The following is a 21,104-nucleotide window of genomic DNA, read 5'->3' as shown; positions in this document are numbered from 1 at the left end:
TGGGGGACATGGACTCCGCCCTCACCCGTTCGCAGTTCGTGCGCTGGCGCGCCGCGATCTTCGCCATCTTCCTCGCCAGCGGCCTCTCGATCGCGACCTGGGCCTCCCGCGTGCCCGACATCAAGATCGCGCTCGACATCGACAAGGCGCAGGTCGGTCTGCTGCTGCTGGCGGCGGGGATCGCGTCGATCATCGGCATCTCCACGAGCCCCGCGATGATGGCGCGCACCGGAGCGCGCCGGGGGATGCTGGTGATGATGCTGATCTTCGGCGTCGGCGTCGCCCTCATCGGCCTCGGCACGAACGTGTTCGGCTCTGTACCGATGGTCATCCTCGGCCTCGCCATGTTCGGCTACGGCAACGGCAATCTCGACGTGATGATGAACGTCGAGGCGACGGCGATCGAGCAGCAGATGGGCAAGACGATCCTGCCGGTGTTCCACGCCTTCTTCAGCCTCGGCACGGTGCTCGGCGCAGGTGCAGGCGCCCTCGCGGTGGCGATCGGCGCCGACGTCGCGGCGCACGGGGTCACGATGGGCGCGGTCATCATCATCGCTGCCGTGGTCTGCTACCTCAACGTGCCGAACCGCGATGCCGCGCTCGATCCCGAGCCGCAGGAGAAGCCGCACTGGCGCGAGCGGATGCACGTGGCTATGTCGGCCTGGCGCGAGCCGCGCACCTACGCGCTCGGCGTGGTCATGCTCGGCATGTCGTTCGCTGAGGGCGGGGCGAACGACTGGCTGGCGCTCGGGACGGCCGAGGACCACGGCGCGGGACCTGCGGCCGGTGCGGCGGCCCTGGCGGTGTTCTCGGTCGCGATGACGGTGGTGCGCGTGTTCGGCGGCCCGCTGGTCGACCGCTTCGGCCGCGTGCTCGTCCTGCGCATCCTCGCGGTCACCGCCGCCGGCGGCATCCTGCTCTTCATCCTCGCCCCGAACACCCCGCTGGTGTTCGTCGCGGCCGCGCTGTGGGGGATCGGCGCCTCGCTCGGGTTCCCGCTCGGGATGTCGGCGGCGGCCGACGACCCGGCGAAGGCGGCGGCCAGGGTGAGCGCTGCGGCGACCATCGGGTACATCGCCTTCCTCGGCGGACCGCCGGTGCTCGGATTCATCGCGAACCACGTCGGGCTGCTGAACACGCTCTACGTGCTCGTGGTGCTCGCCGTGCTCTCCGGCCTGTTCTCGGGCGCCGCCCGCCCGCTCCGCCAGGACGAGATGACTCCGTCCCGCTGACGTCCCGCCGGGGTATCGCGCTCAGGAGCGCCCGACGGCAGTGAATCTCGCCGTCACGTCGGCGACGACGGGACGTGCCAGCAGCGCCAGGAGTCCCGCGAACACCCAGGCGAACAGCAGCAGGAAGAGCTCCGACAGAGCCAGCACCACCGTGCCCGCCACGATCAGCAGCGCGAGGATGCCGAGCGAGCAGCGCCACTGCGGCAGCAGCTGCGCGAGCGCGATGCGCGCGGCATCCCTCGTGCGCAGCCGGAATCCCGCGGTCAGCACGATCATGTGACCCTGCCAGACCACGAGCACCGCGGCGAGGAGGAGAAGCGGCGGCCGGATCGCCGTCGCCCCAGCTACCGCGTCCAGGTGCACGAGGTTGAACGCGAGCAGCGCGAGCACAGCGGTCGACGGCGCCGCCCATTTCAGGGTCGCCGCCAGATCGCGCCGGTAGGCGAACAGGAACGCGCGTCCCGGGCTGAGGTCGGCGACGCGGCGCCAGGCCTCCATCGCAGCGAGGCCGGCCACCAGCGCCGGTGCGATCGGCAGCATCGCGAGCACGAAGAGGGGCACATTGGACGGGTCGTGCCCCAGCAGCATCACGATGAGGGCCGTCGGCAGCGTCGTCACGACGAGCAGCCCCTCCAGCACCAGCATCCGGTGAATCGCCAGGGTGATCCGCGACAGCGGTCCCCGGCCGACCTCATCCGTCGCGCCGCTGCGCGTGACGGCGCCGCTCATCCGGCGTCCCCACCGAGTCCGAGCAGCTGGGTGTCGTCCGACCACGCCGGCGTCTGATCGGCCGAACCCGTGACCTCGACGAGGGCGATGCCGTGCCGCCCCAGACGCACGTCGATCTCCCAGCGCCCGCCGACCGGCTGCACGCGGTGGATGTGCACGGCCGGGGCCGACGCGTCATGCAGATCTTCGACGGCGCGCCGATCGGGGGCCAGCGGACTGCCCATCGCCTGCCAGCCGGCGCGCACGTTGCCGCGCTCCGCGTCGACGTGCCGTTCGACGACGTGCGCAGGGCCGGATGCCGGCAGGCTGAGTCGCACCCGGTGCCCCGCATCCGCGACGGCGGTGCCGTCCAGCGGCTGCCAGAGCAGCATCGAGATCCGTCCGTCCGGATGCCGGGTGACCAGATGGTCGTCGCCCTGTGCGAGCACGGCCTCACCCAGTCGCGCCATGAACGAGTACAGGTGGAATGCGGGCTTGCGCAGCTGGCGGTGCCCGAGCAGGCCGAAGCCGCCGTGCAGCGGTGCCGTCGGCACGCCGAGCTCCTCGAACACGTCGCACAGCGTCCAGTACGAGAACGAGGCGACATGGTCGCCTCCGGATGCCAGCACCGGCGCGAGGTAGGCGGCCTGGTACGCGGTGTCGTGGATCGGGTTGTCGGGTCGGTACGAGGACGAGAACTCGGTGATGTGCACGGGCAGTCCCTCGAGCGGGGAGCCGGCCAGCAGACGCCCGGGGCTCGCGAACTGATCCAGCAGGTCCTGCGGGGGACGCAGGGTCTGGTGCACTCCGAACGGCACCTCCTGAGCAGGTCCCGACGTGTACGCGTGCTTGGAGACGAAATCGCAGGGCACGTCCACGGACGCGACGAAGTCGGCGAAACGCGGCAGCCAGTCATCCGATCCGGGCGAGATGGCGGGGCCGCCGACCTGCAGACCGGAGTCGACCTCCTTGACCGCTCTCGCCGTGGTCGCGTACAGCCGGTGATAGGCCGCCTCGTCGGCATCGCGCCAGAACGTGGTCAGGTTCGGCTCGTTCCAGACCTCGATCGGCCAGGTGCGCACCTGCTCGATGCCGTAGCGATCGATGAGGTGGGTCAGCAGCGCCCGGGTCAGCGCGGCCCATTCACCGTGATCCCGCGGCGGGGTGATGTTGCCCCGCCACCAGAACACGGTGTCGGGCCCCGAGGCGAGCGCCTCGGGCATGAAGCCCAGCTCCAGGAACGGTGCGACGCCGGCATCCAGCCAGGTGTCGATGACGAGGTCGACGTAGGAGAACGCGTAGCGGGTGCCCGCCACGCCCTCGTGCGTGTAGGGCTGCACGAGACCCATGTCGTCGTGCACGATGCCGTGCGCCCTGCTCGCGCCGAAGCCGATCTCGTCCTGGACGAGGGCGAGGCTGTCGCGGTAGTCGGCGTGCAGCACCTCGCGGGTGCGGCCGGTGCCGACGCAGGCGCGCCAGGCGGGGGAGAGGGTGCTGGTCTGCTGGGCGGGGACGTGGATCATGGCGGGCTCCTGCACGCGGACGGGGGTGGTCGGGAGCACGGAGCTCCCGACCACCCGAGGGATTCACTTCGACTTCGCGAGAGCGTTGTTGATCGTGTCGATCAGCTGGTCGGAGCCGAGCGCCTCGATCTCGGACACGTAGGCGTCCCAGTCGTCCAGCGAACGCTGGCCGGTGATGAACGCCGCGGTCGCGGACTTCACCGCATCCTTCAGCGAGGTGTCCTGCAGTGAGGTCTGCTCCAGTTCCATCTCGCTGAGCTGAGCCGGCGGAGCGATCGGGAGCACTGTCTTCGCCTCCAGCTGCGCGGCCGTCCAGTCCGCGATCTCGGGGGTCATCAGCGACTGGGTCAACTCGGCGGACGAACCGTTCGCCATCAGGAACACGCCGTTGCTGTATCCGTAGTCGGCATTGAGCTTCTTCTCGGAGTCCGGGTTGACCGGACCCCATCCGAGGTCGTCGTTCAGCACGCGGGTGTCGCCGTCACGGGTGAAGGTCTCGCCCTCGATGCCCCACTGCGCGAACTCGATGCCCTCATCCGAGTAGTACAGCCAGTCGATGAACTGCAGCATCGCCTTGAAGTACGGCTTGTCAGCGGCATCCGCGCCGATCATGATGCCCGGGCCGAGACGCCCGCCGGGCAGGTTCGATCCGGCCGGCCCACCGGGGATGTCGATGAGTCGCAGCTCGCCCTTCATGCCCGCATCCGCGAGCTTCTTGCGGTACTCCTCGAGCGACTGGGTGTTGCCCGAGATCGCGGCGGACTTGCCGGCGGTGAACTTCTCGGCGGCTTGGTCGTCGCTCTGCGTGACCTCCGGGTCGAGCAGTCCGTCGGCGATCAGATCATGGGCGTAGGTGACCACCTCCCTGTACTCGTCCGTGGTGCCCGTGAAGACGTACTTCTCGGCGTCCTCGTCGTAGTACGTGTTCGAGTAGCCCCACCCGGCGGCCGTGCCGTAGTTCGGCGCCATCACGTTGAGGAAGGATCCGAGCGTGTCGGAGTCGGTCCACCGGTCGGACATCGGGTACGCGAGCTCCGGATTCGCCGCCTTGACCTGAGCCAGCTGGTCGGCGAAGTCATCCCAGGTCTCGGGGTTCTCCGTGATGCCGGCCTTCTTCCACAGGTCCTCGCGGACGATCACGCTGTACTGCACATCGGGCTTCTCGCGGAGACCGGGCAGCAGGTAGATCTTCCCGTCCTCCTGTGTGCGGGCGTCGATCTCATCCTGCAGGTCCCAGTCCTTCACCTTCTGCTGGAAGTTGGGCAGGTAGTCGAAGTAGTCCGACACCGGCAGCAGCGCACCGCCCGAGACGAACTGCGTCTCCGCACCGGGGTAGGTGACCGAGATGATGTCGCCGGCCTCTCCGCTGCCGATGAGCAGCGACTTCTTCTGATCCAGGTCGGCGGCGGGGATATCGGTGCGCGTGAAGGTGACGTTGCGGTCCTCGTCGAGGTGCGTGAAGACCGACCAGTCGTCCTTGACGGGGTATGCGGTCATGTCGCGGTACATCAGGTCGAAGGTCACGGGCTCGGTGGCCTTGAAGCTGGTGCCGGCCTGGAAGTCGTCCATCGCCCCGACGGAGTGCTCCTTGTCGATGGTGACCTTGTCGCCGCCCGCGTCATCGGGTGCGGCGCTGGCGGTGCAGGCGGTGAGCGCGATGGCGACGACGGCGAGGCCGGCCGTCGACGCCAGGCGGATGCGATTGAGGGACATGTTCTCTCTTCCTGTGTTTCGTGGTGTCGCTCAGCCCTTGACGGAGCCGAGCATCACACCGGAGACGAAGTACCGCTGGATGAACGGGTAGAGGCACACGATGGGCAGCACCGTGAGCAGCATGGTCACCGACTGGATGTTGGCGGCGACCTGCGTGGTCTCCGCGGCCGTGCCGGCGAGGTCGGTCGTGCCGGTGGCGCTGGCGATGAGGTTGCGGAGGTAGACGGTGACGGGGAACAGGTTCTTGTCGTCGATGTAGAGGAACGCCCCGAACCACGAGTTCCACATTCCGACCGCGTAGAACAGGGTCATCGTCGCCAGCACCGCCTTCGACAGCGGCAGCACGATGCGGAAGAACACGCCGTAGGTGGACAGCCCGTCGATCGCGGCCGCCTCTTCGAGCTCGGCGGGGAAGTTCTCGAAGAACGACTTCATCACCAGCAGGTTGAACACGCTCAGCGCGCCGGGCACGACGACGGCCCAGATGGTGTTGCGCCAGCCGAGCCAGCTCGCCACGAGGATGTAGTTCGGGATCAGTCCGCCGCTGAAGAACATCGTGAACACCGCCACCCCTATGAAGAAGGTGCGGCCCTTCAGATCGGGCCGGCTGATCGCGTAGGCGTAGGTGGTGGTGAGGAACATCGAGATGGCGGTCGCCACCACCGTGTAGATGACGGTGTTGCCGTAGTTGGTCCAGAACAGGCCGTCACCGAGCACCGCCTGGAACGTCTCGATGTTGAACCCGCGCGGGATCAGGTTGACCTCGCCCGCCGCGATGTACCCCTCGGACGAGAACGCCTTGGCGACGAGATTGATGAACGGGTAGAGCGTGACGGCGCAGATCAGCAGCAGCGCGACCACATTCACGACCTGGAAGACGCGGTAGCCGAGCGACTCCTTGATCACGCCGTGCTCCGCGCGCACGTGACCGAGGTCGGGCTTGGGGGGAAGGATGTCTGCCTCAGGAGGGGCGTCGGTCACCATAGCGAGGTACCCACCAATCGACGGGAGATGTAGTTCGCGCCGAGCACGAGCGTGAGGCCGATGAGCGCCTCGAACAGGCCGATCGCGGTGGCGTAGGAGAACTGGGCGGACTGGATGCCGACGCGATACAGGTAGGTCGAGATCACGTCGGCCGTGGAGTAGATGAGCGGGTTCTGCAGCAGCAGCACCTTCTCGAATCCGACGGCCATGAAGGAGCCGATGTTCAGGATGAGCAGCACCACCATGGTGGGGCGGATGCCGGGCAGCGTGATGTGCCAGGTCTGCTGCCAGCGGTTCGCGCCGTCGATGCGTGCGGCTTCGTAGAGCTGCTCGTCGATCGTCGTCAGTGCAGCGAGATAGAGGATGGTGCCCCAGCCGACCGTCTGCCACGCCTCCGATGAGACGTAGATGCTGCGGAACCACTGCGGCTGCTGCATGAACGGGATCGGCTCGGCGCCGAATGCCTGGACGATCTGGTTGATCGTGCCGTTGAGCGCCGTGATCTGCAGCACCAGGCCGGCGACGATGACCACCGACATGAAGTGCGGCAGGTAAGAGATCGTCTGCACGATGCGCTTGAATCGCCGCAGCCGCAGCTCGTTGAGCATGAGCGCCAGGATGATCGGCAGCGGGAAGCAGATCAGGAGGGTGAATCCGCCGAGGATGACGGTGTTCCAGAACACCTGCCAGAACTGCGCGCTGTGGATGAAGGTCTCGAAGTAGTAGAAGCCGACCCACTCGTCGCCGAAGATCGATCCACCCGGGCGGAACCGCCGGAAGGCGATGATGTTCCCCAGCATGGGGATGTACCGGAAGATCAGCAGGAACAGCAGCGGCAGGATCAGGAAGGTGTACAGCCGCCAGTCGCGCTTGAGCGCGCGGCGCCAGGTCTTCTTTCCGGATGCCGTCGGCCGGCCGCGTCTGCGGCGACGCGGCGCGGACGCGGTGACGAGAGCTCTGGTCTCGCTCATCCGGGGGTCCGGTCCGGCCGGCAGTGCGGTGCGGGGCGGGGAGGAATCGAGCATGGTCTCACTTCGTTGTGTGGACGCGTTAGTCCGAAACTTTCGGAATCAGTTCCGATATGTTGTTGGCGGCAACACTATTCATACCGGAGACCGCGCGTCAATCCCCCGAGGGAATTCGCTTTCCGGGGGTGGCAGTGTCACCCTGCGCCGACTACGCTGACCGATAGTTTCGAGGAGGATGCATGGCCAAGGGGCGTTCCACGATCGCGGAGATCGCGGCCGAGGTGGGGGTGTCGGCCCCGACAGTGTCGAAGGTGCTGAACGGACGGCCCGATGTCTCGGAGGCCACCCGGCTTCGCATCGAGGCCGCACTCTCGGCGCATGAGTACCGCAAGCCGGTCGCGACGCGTGCGGACGGTGCTCGCACCACCGGCCCCCGGCTGCTCGACGTCGTGTTCCACGAATCCGACAACCTGTGGGCGCTGGAGATCATCTCCGGCGTGGAGCGCGTCGCCGGCCCCGCCCGCATCGGCGTCGTGCTCTCGGAACTGGGCGGCTCGCACCGCCCGACGCAGGAGTGGATCGACGACGTGATGGCGCGGCGTCCGCTCGGCGTGCTGCTGGTGCTCTCCGACCTCGACCCGACGCAGCGGCATCAGCTCAGCTCCCGCTCCATTCCGTTCGTGGTCCTGGACACCCAGGGCAAGCCGCCCACCGACGTGCCGACGGTCGGATCCAACAACTGGAATGGCGGCCTGGTGGCCACGCAGCACCTGCTCGACCTCGGCCACACCCGCATCGCCGTGGTGATGGGGCCCGCCGACGTCCTCTGCTCGCGCGCCCGGGTCGACGGGTTCCGCAGCGCGCACGACTCGGCCGGCGTCCCCTGGCATCCGGCGATGGTGCGCTGGGGCGGCTTCGACGCGGCATCCGGCTACCAGCACGCTCTCGACCTGCTCTCCCGACCCGACCGCCCCACCGCGATCTTCGCGGGCTCCGACTACATCGCCTTCGGCATCGCCCGGGCGGCCCGCGAATGCGGCCTGCGCATCCCCGACGACCTGTCACTCGTGGGCTACGACAACCTGCCGATCACGGAGTGGCTGAACCCGCCGCTCACGACCGTCAACCAGCCGCTGCGCGAGATGGGCGGACTGGCCGCCCGGATGCTGATCGCCTCGGCCGACGGGCAGCCTCCGACATCGATGCGGATGGACCTGATGACCGAGCTCGTGATCCGCGAATCCACCGCCGCCCCCGCGACCATCTGAGGCCCTTATGCTCACGACAGATCAGCTGCCGTCCTGCGCGCCCGAGCGCCAGGGACTCTCCTCTGCCGCGCTTATCCGGCTGCTCGACGAGCTCGAGCGCGGCGGGCTCGACCCGCACGCGCTGATCGTCGCCCGCCGCGGCCACGTGCTGTTCCGCACCTCCTGGGCGCCGTGGTCGGCCGAGCAGCCGGCCCTGGTGTACTCGGTCTCGAAGACGTTCACCGCCTTCGCGATCGGACTGCTCGAGGCCGACGGCGCGATCGACCTCGACGCTCCCGTGGAGCGCTACCTCGGAGGGGAGAACCCGAACGGCATCACCGTGCGGCACCTGCTCACGATGAACACGGGGCACAGCCGCGAGCAGACCCTGAGCCTGCCGTTCTCGGTGCCGACGCTGCTCACGACTCCGCCGGCAGCAGCTCCCGGCAGCAGCTTCGCCTACAACTCGCCGGCCAGCTACGCGCTCTCCGCCGTGGTCGAGGCGGTCAGCGGCCTGTCCCTGACCGGTCTGCTGCGCGGGCGCGTGTTCGACCCGCTCGGCATCGGTCAGCGCTGGTGGATCCCGCTGGACGGGATCGATCAAGGCTTCTCGGGCCTGCATCTCGAGATCGACGACCTCGCCAGAACCGGGATCATGCTCGCCGACGGCGGCCGGTTCCGCGGTCGGCAGGTGATCCCCGCGACGTACGTCGAGGCGATGGCGCGACCCTGGTCCGACAATCGCGACGAGGACGGCGACCCGGACGGCGACCCGGACGGCGACTGGTCGCTCGGCTACGGGTTCCAGGTCTGGCGCAGCCGGCACGGCTTCCGGCTGGACGGCGCCTACGGCCAGTTCGTGCTCGTCATGCCGGAGACCGGCGTCGTCGTCGCGTATCAGGGCGCCACGACGCGGACGCACGAGACCCTGAATGCGCTGTGGCGGCTGGTGGAGTCGTTCCACGACGACGAGGTCGCGCCGTCCGCCGACGATTCCGCCCGCCTCGCTGAGCGCGCGGCGACGCGCGACTCGTGGATCTCGCGGCATGCGCTGGCGGCATCCGACCCGATGCCCGACCCGGAGGCCTGGATGCTGGCCGACGCCGCGGACGGCGGCTGGCTGCTGACCACACCCCTCGGCGAGGTCGCGGTGCCGCAGGATCGCTGGTCGCACGCCGTACTCGGCACGCGGGAGCAGTCTCTGGCTGTGGCTGCCCGCGGCGAGCGCGCCGGTGACGACGTGCTGGTGCATCTGGTGGTGCCCACCTCGCCGCATCGCGCGATCATCAGCCGCGGTGCCGGAGGGCTGTCCGTCGCCTGGCACACGACGCCGCTGTGGCATCCGTCGCTCGGCACGCTCACCGTGCCGGAAGGCACGTGATCCGCTGACGGGTAGGCTCTTCGGGTGCGTCTCGTCATCGCCCGCTGCGCCGTCGACTACTCCGGCCGCCTCAACGCCCATCTGCCCCCGGCCACCCGTGTGCTGATGCACAAGGGCGACGGCAGCCTGCTCGTGCACTCCGACGGCGGCAGCTACAAGCCGCTGAACTGGATGAGCCCGCCGTGCTCGCTCACCACCGAGGAGCCGGGCGAGGACGAGGCATCCGCGGGTGTCGTCGAGGTCTGGCGGGTCACGCACAAGAAGACCGGCGATGCGCTGCGCGTGCAGATCTATGAAGTCCTGCACGACTCGAACCACGACCTGGGTATCGACCCCGGTCTGCAGAAGGACGGCGTCGAGGCGGACCTGCAGCGACTGCTCGCCGAGCAGGTCGACCTGATCAGCGAGGGTGCGACGCTGGTGCGCCGCGAGTTCCCCACGGCGATCGGCCCGGTCGATCTCATGGTGCGGGATGCCGGGGGAGCGGCCATCGCGGTCGAGGTGAAGCGCCGCGGCGACATCGACGGCGTCGAGCAGCTCACCCGCTACCTCGAGCTGCTGGGCCGCGACCCGCACCTCGCTCCCGTCACCGGCGTGTTCGCCGCGCAGGAGATCAAGCCGCAGGCCCGCGTACTCGCCGAGGATCGCGGCATCCGCTGCCTCGTCCTCGACTACGAGGACATGAAGGGCATCGAGTCGGGCGCTCCGCGCCTGTTCTAACCGGCCTCCGGCGCGATCGTCTTCGCGTCCTGCGCGGGGATCGTCACCTGACGGATGATGATCAGCACCGAGGCCGTGATCGGGATGGCGACCAGCGCGCCGAGCAGACCCATCAGCGCCGCTCCGGTCATCGCGCCGATGATCACGAGCACGCCGGGCACGGCGACGGCCTTGCCCATCACGCGCGGCGTGACGAAGTACGCCTCGATCTGGATGTAGGCGAAGTACCCGATCAGGAAGACGAGGGCCTGCCAGGGGCCGATGAACAGGGCGGCCGCCGTCCCGACCACCAGGAAGATCATCGAGCCGATCATCGGCACCAGCGTGATGAAGAATGCGCCGATCGCCAGCAGCACGGCGATGTTGGAGCCGATCAGGAACTGCAGCACGAACACGACGGCGGCGTTGATCGACGACAGCGTGATGCCGCCGGCGACGAACCCGCCGACGGATGCCGTGATCTGATCGGTCAGGCTCGAGAAGGTCTCCCGCCGGTACTGCGGCACGAGCATCGCCAGGGCGCCCTTCATGGTCTCCAGCGAGGCGATGAAGTAGAGCGTCAGCACGACCACCAGCACCGTGCTGGAGATGCCCGAGATGATCCCGCCGGCCGCCTTCAGCACACCGCCCGAGATCGCGAGGAACGACGAGATGTTGACGACCGATTCCAGTCCCTGCGCGATCACGACCTCGAGGTCGATGCCGAGCGCGTTCTCGATGTTCTGGTACCAGTCGGTGGTCTGCGCGTGCGCCAGCCATTCCGGCGCCTCCTGCACGATGTGCACGAACTGGCGCACCATCGCCGGCACCACGATGAGGATGATCGCGACGACGATGACGAGCACCCCCACGGCCACCGTGACGATCGCCCAGGGCCGCTTCATGCCGGTGCGCTGCAGCTGACGCACGGCGGGGTCGAGGCCCAGCGCGAGGAACAGCGCGAGAAACAGCGACATCAGCACGGACGACAGCGAGACGAACACCAGGGCGAGTGCGATCGCCAGCAGTACGCCGATCGCCACGAGAAACCCGGAGCGCAGGGGAGCGGCGGGAAGGATGCGACGGGGACGCGACGACTCCGCCGCCCGCTCGGGCGTGGTCACGGGCTCGGGCACGGACTGGCCGCCTTCTTCACTGCTCACTCAGGCACAGTATCCCGGTGCGCCTACCGGCGTCATGGGACTCGCCCGGCAGGGATGACCTGCTTGCGCGCACGGCACTCCAGGTGTCAGGATTCCGCCACCCGGAGGCGGACGGCGCCTCCTGTCACCCGCAGGAGGGTCAATGAACACTGTCGCCGCCATGCGCGATTCCGTGTTCTTCGAGGGCCCGGATGCCCGGCATCGCGACTCCCGGTTCTGGATGCTGCTCGTGCTCGCGAGCATCATCGCCAGTGCCGGAGTGGTCGGGGATTCGACGGCGACGGTGATCGGCGCGATGATCGTCGCCCCGCTGATGACCCCCATCCTCGGCGTCGTCCTGGCGACGGTGCTGGGCAGCCGCCGCAACCTCGTCCGCTGCTGGGTCCTGGTGATCACCGGGGCGCTCTGCGCCGTCGCGATCGGGTACCTCGTCGGGCTGTTCGTGCAGTCGCCGGTCATCGCGCCGATGAACTCGCAGGTCTCCGGGCGGATCTCCCCGCATCTCATCGATCTGCTCGCCGCGCTGGCCACCGGAGTCGTGGGCGCTGTCGCCCTGGTCCGCAAGGACATCTCCGACACGCTGCCCGGTGTCGCGATCGCCATCTCGCTGGTGCCGCCCCTGTCCGTCGTCGGGCTGACGATGGAGTCGGGCGCCTGGGACCAGGCCGGGGGAGCCCTACTGCTGTTCGCGACGAACGTCGCCGCGATCCTCGGCTCCGGCATCGTCGTCCTCGCGCCTCTGCGCGCGAAGTGGGAGGGGATCGCCGCGGAGGATGCCGCGACACCGGCACGCCCGTACCGCGCGCTGATCTCGATCATCGTGTCCCTGGCGATCATCGCGATCCCCCTCGCCAGCACCTCGGTGCGGTTCACGACGGATGCGATGCTCGAGTCGCGGGTGCGCGCGGCCGCCGAGCCGTGGGCGGAGCAGGCTGGATGGCAGATCGACGCCCTCACCGTCAGCGGCGGCCGCGCCGAGCTGACGCTGACCGGCGCACCCCCGCTGCCGGGCACCGACGGACTCGTCCAGACCCTGCAGGACTCCGGGGTGGATCCCGCCGACGTCGACGTGGAGTTCATCCCCGCGTATCGGGTCAATCTCGGCGACGAGCCCTCCGACTGACCGCCCATAGTCTGGAGGCATGCCCGAATTCACCTGCATCCTCTGGGACGTCGACGGCGTGATCGCCGACGCGTCCGCCGGCATCCTTCCGCGTCTGCGCGAGGTCTTCACCTCGTACGGCATGCAGCCACCGGCGCCCGAAGAGCTCTCGCGCTGGATCGGGCCGCCCATGTACGAGTCGTTCCAGCGCTCCGGCATGGAGCGCGAACAGTCGCTCGATGCCGTCGCGCGGTATCGCGAACTCGCGGCGCGCGACGGGTATGCGGCGTCCGTCGCGATCTACCCCGGGGTCGCGGAGGTGCTGCGCGCCGTGCAGGATGCGGGGATCCCGCAGTCCACGGCCAGCTCGAAGCCCGAGAACCAGGTGCTCGCGATCCTGGACCACTACGAGCTGACCGGCCTGCTCACCACCGTCGCCGGCTCGCTGCCCGACCCGCGGACCGGCGGAAACGAGGACAAGGCGACCGTGATCGGGCGCGCGCTGACGCTGCTCGAGGCCGCGGGGGCCGACGTCTCGCGCCCCGTGCTGATCGGTGACAGGGTGCATGACATCGAGGGCGCAGGGCAGCACGGCATCCCGGTGATCTTCGCGGAGTGGGGCTTCGGCGACCCGGGGGAGTCGGAGGGCTCGATCCTGCAGGTCGGGAGCGCGACCGAGCTGAGACAGGCTCTGATCGGCTGACGGACAGCAGGGTACTGTACCGTGATCTAGGGCGTGTCGCCGTTTGTCGTGCGATCCGGAGCGCTGTCAGAGACGAAGGAGCAGCAGTGGCTGAAGTGCCATCCACTCGCAAGGTGGAGATCACCGTCCCCGTCGCCGACACCAGCGTGATCGAATGGCTCGATCTGCAGTACTCCGCATCCGACTCATTCCGTCGTCTGGTGCGCGAGGCGATCGCCCGTGAGGGCTTCGTCGACGTGGCCAACCGCCCGGTTCGGCCGCCGGCCGAGCCGGTGCACGTCGCGGAGATCTTCCCCGCCGACGAGCCGCCGGCCGCAGCTGCGTCGCCGGCGACCACGGCACCCGCGCCGGATGCCGCGGAGCCGGATGCCCCGGAGCCGGATGCCTCGGAGCCGAAGACCGCGGAACCGAATGCGTCGGCACCCGAGGCACCGGCGAAGAAGGCCCCCGCGCCCAAGGCGGACGCCGCGTCGGCGACCATCGACGATCTCCTCGGCCTGTAACCACTTCCCCCATCTCACCCCGACACTCGGAACGAAAGGTCTCCCCCATGAGTTCGGACATCATCAACCTCACCGGCGGCATCGACGTCGGCAACGGCTACGTCAAAGGCATGATCCTCAACACCGACACCGGTCTGCGGGATCGCATCGACCTGCCCAGCGCGATCGTCGCCACCCCGCGGCAGTCGCCGAAGGTGCCCCTCGAGGACGCCGAGGCCGCGCAGACCATGAACGACGCCGAAGAGGACTTCTACAACCGTCTCGACGCCTCGTTCTCGTCGCCGCTTGTCTCCGACAGCGACCGCCGCATCTTCGGCCGCTCGGCACTGAGCGTGCGCGGCTCGGTGTTCAGCGAGTTCGAGGTGCACGACGGTCACGCCAGCAAGGCCGACCAGCAGCTGAGCAAGATCCTCGTGCTGGGCGTGTACGCGGCGAAGGCACTGCGCGACTACGTGCGCGAGCACGACGCACTGCCCGACCACGAGCTGCGCGTGAAGGTGCGCACCGGTCTCGCCCTGCCGATCAGCGAGTTCGTCGCCCGCCGCTACGGCTACGCCGGAGAGTTCATCGGCTCGAAGGGCTCGGCCGTGCACCTCGTCACGATCAAGAACTTCAACACCCCGGTCAGCATCCGCCTCGAGTTCGTCGACGTGCAGGTGGTCGCCGAGGGCGCGTCTGCGCAGTACGCGATCTCCGACAAGGGCGAGCCCCTGGCCGACGCGCTGCTCACCGACCTGCGTTCGCGTGAGGCCGACATCCTCCCCGGCGTCACCGGCGCCGACCTGGTCGCCGCGCAGAACACGATCGGCATCGACGTGGGCGAGGGCACCGTGAACTTCCCGGTGTTCACCAACGGCCGCTTCAACGCCGAGGCCGCGTCGACGCTCGACATGGGCTACGGCACGATCCTCGAGAACGCGCTCGACCGTCAGGACGAGGCCGACCTGCGCTTCACCAGCCGCAAGCAGCTCGCCGACTTCCTGCAGTCGACGCCCTCGGTGCTGCAGCGCAACCGCCACCAGCGCGCACAGACCCTGGTCGAGCCCGACGTGAAGCACCTCGTCGAGCAGATCCGCCGCTCGTTCAGCGAGACGCTCAGCCAGTCGGGTGAGTCCACCGAGGTCGTGTACGTCTACGGCGGCGGCTCCGGCCCCATCAAGGACGAGCTCTACCCCGAGCTGATCCGCGCTGCCGGCGACGTGCCGGTGCTGTACCTCGACGCCCGGTACTCGCGTCACCTCAACCGTGAGGGTCTGTTCCTCGCGGCGCGCGCGGCCGAGGAGGCCGCCGACGCCGCAGCGGCCGCAGTCGAGCAGGTCGCCGAGAGCAGCCGCCGATCGAGCCGGAAGTCCGAGAAGGCGAACGCCTGATCCGCACCCGGATACGCAAGAACCCCGCCGCGCTGCGAACAGCTGCCGGCGGGGTTCTTCGCTTCCGCCTCAGAGGGGACGGATGTTCTCTGCCTGCAGGCCCTTGGGACCCTGCGCGACCTCGAACTCGACCCGCTGATTCTCTTCGAGAGTGCGGTAGCCGGAAGACTGGATCGCCGAATAGTGCGCGAAGACGTCGGCGCCGCCCTCATCAGGGGAGATGAAGCCGAAGCCCTTCTCCGAGTTGAACCACTTGACTGTGCCCTGGGTGCTCATGTACTGCCGTTCTGCTTGTTACGAAGCCGACGCGGGCTGCACCGACTGAAGCTAACGCTAGCCGAGCCGGGGGACGGCTGAACATCCCCTTGTCGAAGGTGACGAAAATGTTGCATCCGGGGTCTTGACGGGCTTCTGACCGGCGTGCTGCCGCAGAAAAGTGATGGCCCCCATCGCGGGGGGAGCGATGAGGGCCGAAGACGACCGGAGGGTGCGTCAGATACAGCGTACAGCCTTTGTCCCCCTTTTGGGGGACTTTTGTCCCCCAAAAGGGGGACAAAATCACAAGATCGGTGGCATCATGGATTCACGACCTTCTCGGCTGGTCCAGTGGGGACTGGGGCACAGGGCAGATCGTAGGCGATTCCCGCTCTCGTTTCTGGGGAACGGGCCCATCTTCTGGGGAGATGGGAGGCACCTTCTGGGGAAGGTGGCGAAGCACAGGGAATCAGGGAGGCGGAAGAAGCCGGGGGAGGGACCCGACCACAACCGCAGACACACCGAGGGCCGGGAGAGATCTCCCGGCCCTCGATGTCGCTCGGGGACCACGTGGCGTGAGTAGAGTTCAGGCAACACACCCCACGCCGGAAGGTTCCGCCCCGTGGACCCGCTGATCACCACCTTCGCAGGAACCCGGCGGCTACCGGTTCGGCGACTACTAGCGGCTCGGCCTGCCGTGCCTGCTGCTGTTCGCCGTCGCCGCGATCTTCGTGGTGCCGCTGATCTGGCCGTTCTGAGCCGGCGCTGCGGGGCCGGCTCAGAATGCGCTCAGCGCAGGGACGTGTGCCGCTCGACCGACCGACCGCCCCACCAGGCCAGCAGCACCATCGTGGCGATGGTCGTGAAGACGAAGCCGAGGCCCAGCACATCCGGCTGGCTGGCGGGATCGGCGATGGCGGCCATCACGCCGTCGAGCATGCCCTGGGGCACCAGCTCACCGGCATCCGGTCCGGTCAGGCGGATGCCGAGCGGGATGAACAGGATGCCGATGAACGTGACCACCTGCATGACGAGGTACAGCGCCACCGCGCCGATGACCGGCGCACCGAAGCCGAGGTGGTTGAAGCGACCCTCGGCGCCGATGGTCATCAGAGCCGAGCCGGCGACGACGAGGTAGGCGACCTGCAGGACGGTGGTGGACACTCCGAGCCACACCATCCACGGCTGGATGTCGGCGAGGCCGTCGCCGATGAACGTCCACGGATCCTTGTGCAGCGACAGCGCGAAGGCGAAGGCGGCGCCCAGCAGGCCGAGCGCCGTGACGATCAGCGCGACCACCGAGATGAGCAGCCCGTAGACCAGCTTCGCGGTGAACAGCGTACGGCCGCGCACCGGGATGACCATGGTGAAGTACCCCTCACGCCCGTACATCGTGCGCCAGTAGTTCTCCGCGAGCAGGCAGAGGATGACGGGCACCAGCACGATGAATACGGCGATCCCGAGGAACAGGCCGATTGAGCCGAGCACGGGGATGTTCAGGGCGGCGAAGACCAGCGAGACGGCAGCCACCAGCACGACCGTTCCGGTGGCGGCGAGCAGGCTCTTCTTCGTGGCCCTGACCTCCTGGGCGAACAGCGTGCCGATCATGATGCGTACACCTTTCGGAAGAGGGCGTCGAGACTGACGCCGTGCTCGGCGCGCAGGTCGTCGGCGCTGCCCTGCAGCAGCACCGCGCCCTCGCGCAGGAACAGGACGGAGTCCACGATCTGCTCGACGTCCTGGATCAGATGCGTGGAGATGAGCAGGAGCGCGTCCTCGTCGAAGTTCGACAGGATGCCGCGCAGGATCACGTCGCGGGAGGCCGGGTCGACGCCGGAGATCGGCTCGTCGAGCAGGTAGACCTTCGCGCGGCGCGACATGGCCAGTGAGATCTGCAGCTTCTCGCGCATCCCCTTGGACATCTCCTTGAGCGTGCGGTCCCAGGGGAGCCCGAAGAAGTCGATCATCTGGCGGGCCTTGGCCTGATCGAAGTCCGCGAAGAACCGGGCGTACTGGGCGATGGAATCGGCCGGCTTGTGCGCGTCGGGAAGGAAGGAGGCATCGGGGAGGAACGACACCACAGCCTTGGATTCCGGTCCGGGAATATGTCCGGCCACGCGCACGTCACCGTCCCAGTCGGCGAGCACGCCGGCGAGGATCTTCAGCAGCGTGGTCTTGCCCGAGCCGTTGTCTCCCATCAGGCCCACGATCTGCCCGGGGGCGAGTGCGAGGTCGAGTCCGCGCAGCGCGGGGCGTCCGCGGTAGGCCTTGCTGAGGCCCGTGATCTCGATGGCGTTCATCGCGCATCCTTTCTGTCGTGCGGTGCGCCGCCCTGCGTCCAGCGCCGGGCGAGCAGGTCGGATGCCTCGGCGAGGGTCATGCCCATGCCGCGGGCTGCGGCGACGAATCCGTCTGCGGTGGATGCGGCGAGCGCTGCGCGCCCGTCCGCGACCGCGTGCTCGTCGCGGGTGACGAAGCGGCCGGCGGTGCGCTCGGTGGTGGTGAGACCGAGCCGGTCGACCTCGCCGAGCGCCTTCTGCACGGTGTTGGGGTTGACGCCGAGCTCGAGGGCGAGTTCGCGCACCGAGGGCACCTTGGCCCCGGGCATCCACTCACCCACGGCGATGCGTCGACGGAATTCGTCGACCAGCTGCGCCCAGATGGGCCGGGACTCGTCGATCTGCATGTGTCTTACTGTATTACAACACTAATACAGTTGCAAACAGCGTCCCAGCCGTGTCGTCCGAGCGGCAGCAGCAGGGGCACGAGCAGCACGCTGACGACAAGCGTCACCAGCGTGAACGGCGTGCCGATCTTCACGAAGTCGGCGAACCGGTAGCAGCCGCCGGTGCGCTGCAGCGCCAACGCGAACGCGAACGCGAACGCGAACGGCAGCATGCCGACGATCAGCAGCAGCGTCGGCCAGTGGATGGCGCGGTAGGCGCTGCGCATGTCGACGCAGCGGAAGATCCCCATCAGCAGGCAGGCGATGAGGGCGGCGATCACGTTCGGCACGATGCCGGTGACCATGAGCACCACCATCAGCGGCAGCGCCACGATCATGACGACGGCGACGACGTCCATCCGCGGCCGCCCGATCGCGAATATGGTCCCAGCCGCGACGAGCAGCACGAGCACGATCGCGAGATCGGTCGTCACTCCGATCCCTCATCGGGTGCCCGTAAGACCTGCCGCCACCGTCGGATGCCGGCGGCGGCAGGTCGGGATGGGTCAGGCCAGTGCCTTGGCCTTCAGCGTCTCGTACTCCGCGGTGGTGATGGTGCCCGCCTCGAGCAGCTTCGCGGCGTTCGCGATCTCGTCTGCCGGGCTGGTGCCGGCGGCCTGGCGGATGTAGGCGTCCGTGGCCTCCTGCGCCTGTCGTGCCTGAGCGGCGCTGCGCTCGGCCATGCCGTTCCCGCGGGCGATCAGGTAGACCAGGGCGGCGAGCCACGGCACCAGGATCAGGAAGACCACCCACGCCGCCTTCGCCCAGCCGTTGAGCTTCCGGTCGCGGAACAGGTCTCCGAAGATCGTGAACAGCGCCATCAGCAGAGCGATGAAGATGAAGATCTCGAAGAAGATCCAGATCCAGAGCCAGAAGTCCATGACGATCCTTTCGTCGGTTGAAGTCGTCGTCTCGAACGTTAGTGGTTCCGGCCCGCCGTGTGGGGTTGCGTAGACCCTGCGGGCACAGCGGCGAACATGCCGCGGCCGGAGGCGAGGCCCGTCAGCTGGGATGCACCAGCCGGAACAGCTCGCAGACGACGGGCATGTCCGGCTCGTAGCCGCGCGGGTTCTCGGAGTTCTCGCGCCAGTACTGCTCATGGATCTCGCGCCAGGCCCGCAGAGTGCGGTCGCCCTCGCCCTCGGCGCGCGCGTGGTCTGCACCCACCTGGTCGAACGGCACGATCCGGACCGAGGTGGTCTGGATGACCGCCCGCGGAGTGCCGGCGCCATCGAGGATGATGCTGCAGTCACCCTCCTGAGGAAGCGGATCGCCGGTCGCCTCGTAGTCCCAGAGGGATGAGGCGGTGCCGGTCTTCACGCCGGCGAGCACGAGTTCGAGCAGGCTGTCGGCGTGCTCGGGGGTGGCGCCGAATCCCCACGCCTCGGGTGCGGCATCCGGCAATTCGGGGTGCGCGGCGCGCACAGCGCGCCAATAGGCGTCGATCTCGGGGTTCTCAGGCACAGGACGACTCTACGGATGCCTGGTCTGCCGCATGGCATCGCCGAGGAGACGGATGAGGCCGGCCAGCGCTGCGCCGACGACCGCGCCGACGGTGTTCCAGAGGACATCGTCCATGTCCGGCACGCGCCCGGGTATGCGGTTCTGCATCAGCTCGACGCCGAATGAGAGCGCGAAGGCGATCAATGGGGCGAGTATCCACCACCGCCGGCTGAGCAGCAGCGCGAGTGCGGCGCCGAGCGGCACGAACAGCAGCGCGTTGAGCGTGCCCTCCACCTGCAGGAAGCTCATCGGCTCGACGACGGGGCCGGCCCAGAAGTGCGCCAACTGCATGAAGGCTCCTCGTGCCGGCGCCACGATCCAATGCGGCGAGAAAGTGAGTGCGAGGACCGCGACGACGGCTGCAAGCGCGACGAGGATGCGCGGTCCGAGGGATGTGCTCATGCATCCACTCCACGCGATCGGATGTTGCGTGAGCGTATGCGTTTCGAGGTGAGGGACTACGCGCCCATCGTCGGGTTGAGTGAGGCTGCGCCGCCATCGCGCGCGGGACTCCGCCGCGCTCCAGCCGAACGCGCGAACGCGCTTCTCCGGATGGGTCATCGAGGTCGCGGCCATCAGTGCAGCGGCGGGGCGTCACCAAGTGATCCTCATGGGAGCGACTTCAGAAGGCCCTCGCTGTAGTAGTGGACCCGCGCCGGCCGCAGCTCCTCCTCTATCCGCCCAGCCAAGTCGAGACCACGTCCGTCAAGCTGACCGATGAGATCAGCAGCAGCGACGCGAGCAGCCAAGTCCATCGGGATGACCGCCTGATACGAGTTATTCCATTCGACGATGTCAGCAGCGAGCGACGGCGACACCTCATTGACAACATCCACGTCGAACTCAGAGCCGGACTCGTCGTCCCGCAGGTTCGGGTCCATGTAGTCAGCAGAGAGCACTAGGTATCTCATTGCGCCCCCCTCCATTGGCGATGGAAGATGATCCCGGTATCTGGGTTCAACACGATCCCATAGACGCCGGGTCGCCCATTGGTCTCGTCTGGCTTGCGGTGCGGTCGTATCCCAAGCCGTTCAATTCTGACCCACGCACCCAAAGATCACTTCGTTCGCGAAGGCGTCGCGAATTCATAGTTTCGCGCGAGCCTCCGCGAGGAGCCACTCAATTACTTCGAGCGGGACGTCGATCTCAAAGAGGTTGACCGTCCGTCTGCCAGTCTCCGAGTCTTCAAAGACTTCAGCAACCTGCTCATGGCTTTCGATGTGTTGAACCTCGAGCCCGGAAACAGTCCCCAGCATTCTCGACACCACAGTCTTGTTGTACTCGTTCATAGCTACCTGGTTATAGCTGTTATGACAATGTCGTCT

At 68.0% G+C, this 21,104-nt stretch carries 24 protein-coding genes; 8 read left to right on the top strand and 16 right to left on the bottom strand.

The window, feature by feature from the left end; genetic code table 11:
- Positions 1-8 precede the first annotated feature (8 nt).
- On the top strand, positions 9-1,232 hold the full coding sequence (locus DY023_RS05220; RefSeq protein ID WP_116241286.1) for an MFS transporter: 1,224 nt from the start codon (positions 9-11) through the stop codon (positions 1,230-1,232).
- A gap of 21 nt (positions 1,233-1,253) precedes the next feature.
- On the opposite strand, the gene DY023_RS05215 is transcribed toward DY023_RS05220, so the two are convergent.
- The 5 genes from DY023_RS05215 to DY023_RS05195 all read right to left on the bottom strand — a co-directional run bounded on the left by DY023_RS05215 (position 1,254) and on the right by DY023_RS05195 (position 7,131).
- Positions 1,254-1,961, bottom strand: a complete 708-nt coding sequence (locus tag DY023_RS05215) for a hypothetical protein (protein ID WP_116241285.1) — start codon at positions 1,959-1,961, stop codon at positions 1,254-1,256.
- Positions 1,958-3,463, bottom strand: coding sequence for a GH39 family glycosyl hydrolase (locus tag DY023_RS05210; RefSeq protein ID WP_116241301.1), 1,506 nt, complete (start codon positions 3,461-3,463; stop codon positions 1,958-1,960). Before DY023_RS05210 ends, DY023_RS05215 begins: the two co-directional genes overlap by 4 nt.
- A 63-nt stretch (positions 3,464-3,526) precedes the next feature.
- Complete coding sequence (locus DY023_RS05205) at positions 3,527-5,176, bottom strand: ABC transporter substrate-binding protein (protein WP_116241284.1); 1,650 nt, start codon at positions 5,174-5,176, stop codon at positions 3,527-3,529.
- A gap of 30 nt (positions 5,177-5,206) precedes the next feature.
- Positions 5,207-6,160, bottom strand: a complete 954-nt coding sequence (locus tag DY023_RS05200) for a carbohydrate ABC transporter permease (protein ID WP_116241283.1) — start codon at positions 6,158-6,160, stop codon at positions 5,207-5,209.
- Positions 6,154-7,131: an ABC transporter permease gene (locus DY023_RS05195; RefSeq protein ID WP_116241300.1), complete on the bottom strand. Its 978-nt coding sequence runs from the start codon at positions 7,129-7,131 to the stop codon at positions 6,154-6,156. The genes DY023_RS05200 and DY023_RS05195 overlap by 7 nt, the downstream gene beginning before the upstream one ends.
- Positions 7,132-7,367: 236 nt before the next feature.
- On the opposite strand from DY023_RS05195, the gene DY023_RS05190 reads away from it, so the two are divergent.
- Genes DY023_RS05190 through nucS form a run of 3 tightly spaced genes read left to right on the top strand, consistent with a single transcriptional unit; the run spans position 7,368 to position 10,476 of the window.
- A complete protein-coding gene (locus DY023_RS05190) occupies positions 7,368-8,396 on the top strand; it encodes a LacI family DNA-binding transcriptional regulator (protein WP_116241282.1) in 1,029 nt (342 codons plus the stop codon).
- Between the two features lie 7 nt (positions 8,397-8,403).
- Positions 8,404-9,756, top strand: a complete 1,353-nt coding sequence (locus DY023_RS05185) for a serine hydrolase domain-containing protein (RefSeq protein WP_116241281.1) — start codon at positions 8,404-8,406, stop codon at positions 9,754-9,756.
- Between the two features lie 24 nt (positions 9,757-9,780).
- Positions 9,781-10,476 (top strand): endonuclease NucS, encoded by a 696-nt coding sequence (gene nucS / locus DY023_RS05180; protein ID WP_116241280.1) that lies wholly within the window; start codon positions 9,781-9,783, stop codon positions 10,474-10,476.
- Here nucS and DY023_RS05175 read toward each other — a convergent pair.
- A complete protein-coding gene (locus tag DY023_RS05175; protein WP_116241279.1) occupies positions 10,473-11,618 on the bottom strand; it encodes an AI-2E family transporter in 1,146 nt (381 codons plus the stop codon). The two genes, nucS and DY023_RS05175, sit on opposite strands and share 4 nt — an antisense overlap.
- Before the next feature lie 142 nt (positions 11,619-11,760).
- Here DY023_RS05175 and DY023_RS05170 point away from each other — a divergent pair, with 142 nt between their 5' ends.
- The 4 genes from DY023_RS05170 to DY023_RS05155 all read left to right on the top strand — a co-directional run bounded on the left by DY023_RS05170 (position 11,761) and on the right by DY023_RS05155 (position 15,296).
- The gene (locus DY023_RS05170) at positions 11,761-12,741 is read left to right on the top strand and encodes a DUF389 domain-containing protein (RefSeq protein WP_116241278.1); all 981 of its coding nucleotides are present in this window, start codon (positions 11,761-11,763) and stop codon (positions 12,739-12,741) included.
- Between the two features lie 19 nt (positions 12,742-12,760).
- Complete coding sequence (locus DY023_RS05165) at positions 12,761-13,423, top strand: HAD hydrolase-like protein (protein ID WP_116241277.1); 663 nt, start codon at positions 12,761-12,763, stop codon at positions 13,421-13,423.
- Positions 13,424-13,509: 86 nt separating this feature from the next.
- Entirely contained in the window at positions 13,510-13,926 is a 417-nt protein-coding gene (locus DY023_RS05160; protein ID WP_147303268.1) for a hypothetical protein, read from the top strand.
- 47 nt (positions 13,927-13,973) lie between these two features.
- Entirely contained in the window at positions 13,974-15,296 is a 1,323-nt protein-coding gene (locus tag DY023_RS05155; protein ID WP_116241275.1) for an acetate and sugar kinases/Hsc70/actin family protein, read from the top strand.
- A gap of 69 nt (positions 15,297-15,365) precedes the next feature.
- Here DY023_RS05155 and DY023_RS05150 read toward each other — a convergent pair whose 3' ends face one another.
- The 10 genes from DY023_RS05150 to DY023_RS05105 form a co-directional block, all read right to left on the bottom strand.
- Positions 15,366-15,572 (bottom strand): cold-shock protein, encoded by a 207-nt coding sequence (locus tag DY023_RS05150; protein WP_116241274.1) that lies wholly within the window; start codon positions 15,570-15,572, stop codon positions 15,366-15,368.
- A 768-nt stretch (positions 15,573-16,340) separates the two neighbouring features.
- Positions 16,341-17,159 carry a hypothetical protein gene (locus DY023_RS05145; RefSeq protein ID WP_116241273.1) on the bottom strand — a complete coding sequence of 273 codons (819 nt, stop codon included), beginning with the start codon at positions 17,157-17,159 and terminating at the stop codon, positions 16,341-16,343.
- A complete protein-coding gene (locus tag DY023_RS05140; protein ID WP_116241272.1) occupies positions 17,156-17,851 on the bottom strand; it encodes an ABC transporter ATP-binding protein in 696 nt (231 codons plus the stop codon). The genes DY023_RS05145 and DY023_RS05140 overlap by 4 nt, the downstream gene beginning before the upstream one ends.
- Complete coding sequence (locus DY023_RS05135) at positions 17,848-18,237, bottom strand: GntR family transcriptional regulator (protein WP_116241271.1); 390 nt, start codon at positions 18,235-18,237, stop codon at positions 17,848-17,850. The genes DY023_RS05140 and DY023_RS05135 overlap by 4 nt, the downstream gene beginning before the upstream one ends.
- Positions 18,238-18,242: 5 nt before the next feature.
- The gene (locus DY023_RS17940; protein WP_181905729.1) at positions 18,243-18,710 is read right to left on the bottom strand and encodes an SLC13 family permease; all 468 of its coding nucleotides are present in this window, start codon (positions 18,708-18,710) and stop codon (positions 18,243-18,245) included.
- 72 nt (positions 18,711-18,782) lie between these two features.
- On the bottom strand, positions 18,783-19,157 hold the full coding sequence (locus DY023_RS05125) for a PLDc N-terminal domain-containing protein (RefSeq protein WP_116241270.1): 375 nt from the start codon (positions 19,155-19,157) through the stop codon (positions 18,783-18,785).
- A gap of 121 nt (positions 19,158-19,278) precedes the next feature.
- Positions 19,279-19,740 (bottom strand): ASCH domain-containing protein, encoded by a 462-nt coding sequence (locus DY023_RS05120; RefSeq protein WP_116241269.1) that lies wholly within the window; start codon positions 19,738-19,740, stop codon positions 19,279-19,281.
- A 9-nt stretch (positions 19,741-19,749) separates the two neighbouring features.
- Positions 19,750-20,181: a VanZ family protein gene (locus DY023_RS05115; RefSeq protein WP_116241268.1), complete on the bottom strand. Its 432-nt coding sequence runs from the start codon at positions 20,179-20,181 to the stop codon at positions 19,750-19,752.
- A 206-nt stretch (positions 20,182-20,387) separates the two neighbouring features.
- A complete protein-coding gene (locus tag DY023_RS05110) occupies positions 20,388-20,690 on the bottom strand; it encodes a hypothetical protein (RefSeq protein ID WP_116241267.1) in 303 nt (100 codons plus the stop codon).
- 174 nt (positions 20,691-20,864) lie between these two features.
- Positions 20,865-21,068, bottom strand: coding sequence for a hypothetical protein (locus DY023_RS05105; protein ID WP_116241266.1), 204 nt, complete (start codon positions 21,066-21,068; stop codon positions 20,865-20,867).
- Positions 21,069-21,104: the final 36 nt, after the last annotated feature.

Source organism: Microbacterium bovistercoris (assembly GCF_003387575.1).
Lineage (GTDB): Bacteria > Actinomycetota > Actinomycetes > Actinomycetales > Microbacteriaceae > Microbacterium > Microbacterium bovistercoris.
The sequence above is the reverse complement of the archived record's forward strand: the minus strand, read 5'-3'. Positions and strand labels throughout refer to the sequence as shown.

Excerpts from the sequence above, each read along its gene's own strand:
- DY023_RS05220 (WP_116241286.1), top strand. The coding sequence starts at position 9 with ATGGACTCCGCCCTCACCCGTTCGCAGTTCGTGCGCTGGCGCGCCGCG.
- DY023_RS05215 (WP_116241285.1), bottom strand. The coding sequence starts at position 1,961 with ATGAGCGGCGCCGTCACGCGCAGCGGCGCGACGGATGAGGTCGGCCGG.
- DY023_RS05210 (WP_116241301.1), bottom strand. The coding sequence starts at position 3,463 with ATGATCCACGTCCCCGCCCAGCAGACCAGCACCCTCTCCCCCGCCTGG.
- DY023_RS05205 (WP_116241284.1), bottom strand. The coding sequence starts at position 5,176 with ATGTCCCTCAATCGCATCCGCCTGGCGTCGACGGCCGGCCTCGCCGTC.
- DY023_RS05200 (WP_116241283.1), bottom strand. The coding sequence starts at position 6,160 with ATGGTGACCGACGCCCCTCCTGAGGCAGACATCCTTCCCCCCAAGCCC.
- DY023_RS05195 (WP_116241300.1), bottom strand. The coding sequence starts at position 7,131 with ATGAGCGAGACCAGAGCTCTCGTCACCGCGTCCGCGCCGCGTCGCCGC.
- DY023_RS05190 (WP_116241282.1), top strand. The coding sequence starts at position 7,368 with ATGGCCAAGGGGCGTTCCACGATCGCGGAGATCGCGGCCGAGGTGGGG.
- DY023_RS05185 (WP_116241281.1), top strand. The coding sequence starts at position 8,404 with ATGCTCACGACAGATCAGCTGCCGTCCTGCGCGCCCGAGCGCCAGGGA.
- DY023_RS05170 (WP_116241278.1), top strand. The coding sequence starts at position 11,761 with ATGAACACTGTCGCCGCCATGCGCGATTCCGTGTTCTTCGAGGGCCCG.
- DY023_RS05165 (WP_116241277.1), top strand. The coding sequence starts at position 12,761 with ATGCCCGAATTCACCTGCATCCTCTGGGACGTCGACGGCGTGATCGCC.
- DY023_RS05155 (WP_116241275.1), top strand. The coding sequence starts at position 13,974 with ATGAGTTCGGACATCATCAACCTCACCGGCGGCATCGACGTCGGCAAC.
- DY023_RS05150 (WP_116241274.1), bottom strand. The coding sequence starts at position 15,572 with ATGAGCACCCAGGGCACAGTCAAGTGGTTCAACTCGGAGAAGGGCTTC.
- DY023_RS05145 (WP_116241273.1), bottom strand. The coding sequence starts at position 17,159 with ATGATCGGCACGCTGTTCGCCCAGGAGGTCAGGGCCACGAAGAAGAGC.
- DY023_RS05140 (WP_116241272.1), bottom strand. The coding sequence starts at position 17,851 with ATGAACGCCATCGAGATCACGGGCCTCAGCAAGGCCTACCGCGGACGC.
- DY023_RS05135 (WP_116241271.1), bottom strand. The coding sequence starts at position 18,237 with ATGCAGATCGACGAGTCCCGGCCCATCTGGGCGCAGCTGGTCGACGAA.
- DY023_RS05125 (WP_116241270.1), bottom strand. The coding sequence starts at position 19,157 with ATGGACTTCTGGCTCTGGATCTGGATCTTCTTCGAGATCTTCATCTTC.
- DY023_RS05115 (WP_116241268.1), bottom strand. The coding sequence starts at position 20,181 with ATGAGCACATCCCTCGGACCGCGCATCCTCGTCGCGCTTGCAGCCGTC.
- DY023_RS05110 (WP_116241267.1), bottom strand. The coding sequence starts at position 20,690 with ATGAGATACCTAGTGCTCTCTGCTGACTACATGGACCCGAACCTGCGG.
- DY023_RS05105 (WP_116241266.1), bottom strand. The coding sequence starts at position 21,068 with ATGAACGAGTACAACAAGACTGTGGTGTCGAGAATGCTGGGGACTGTT.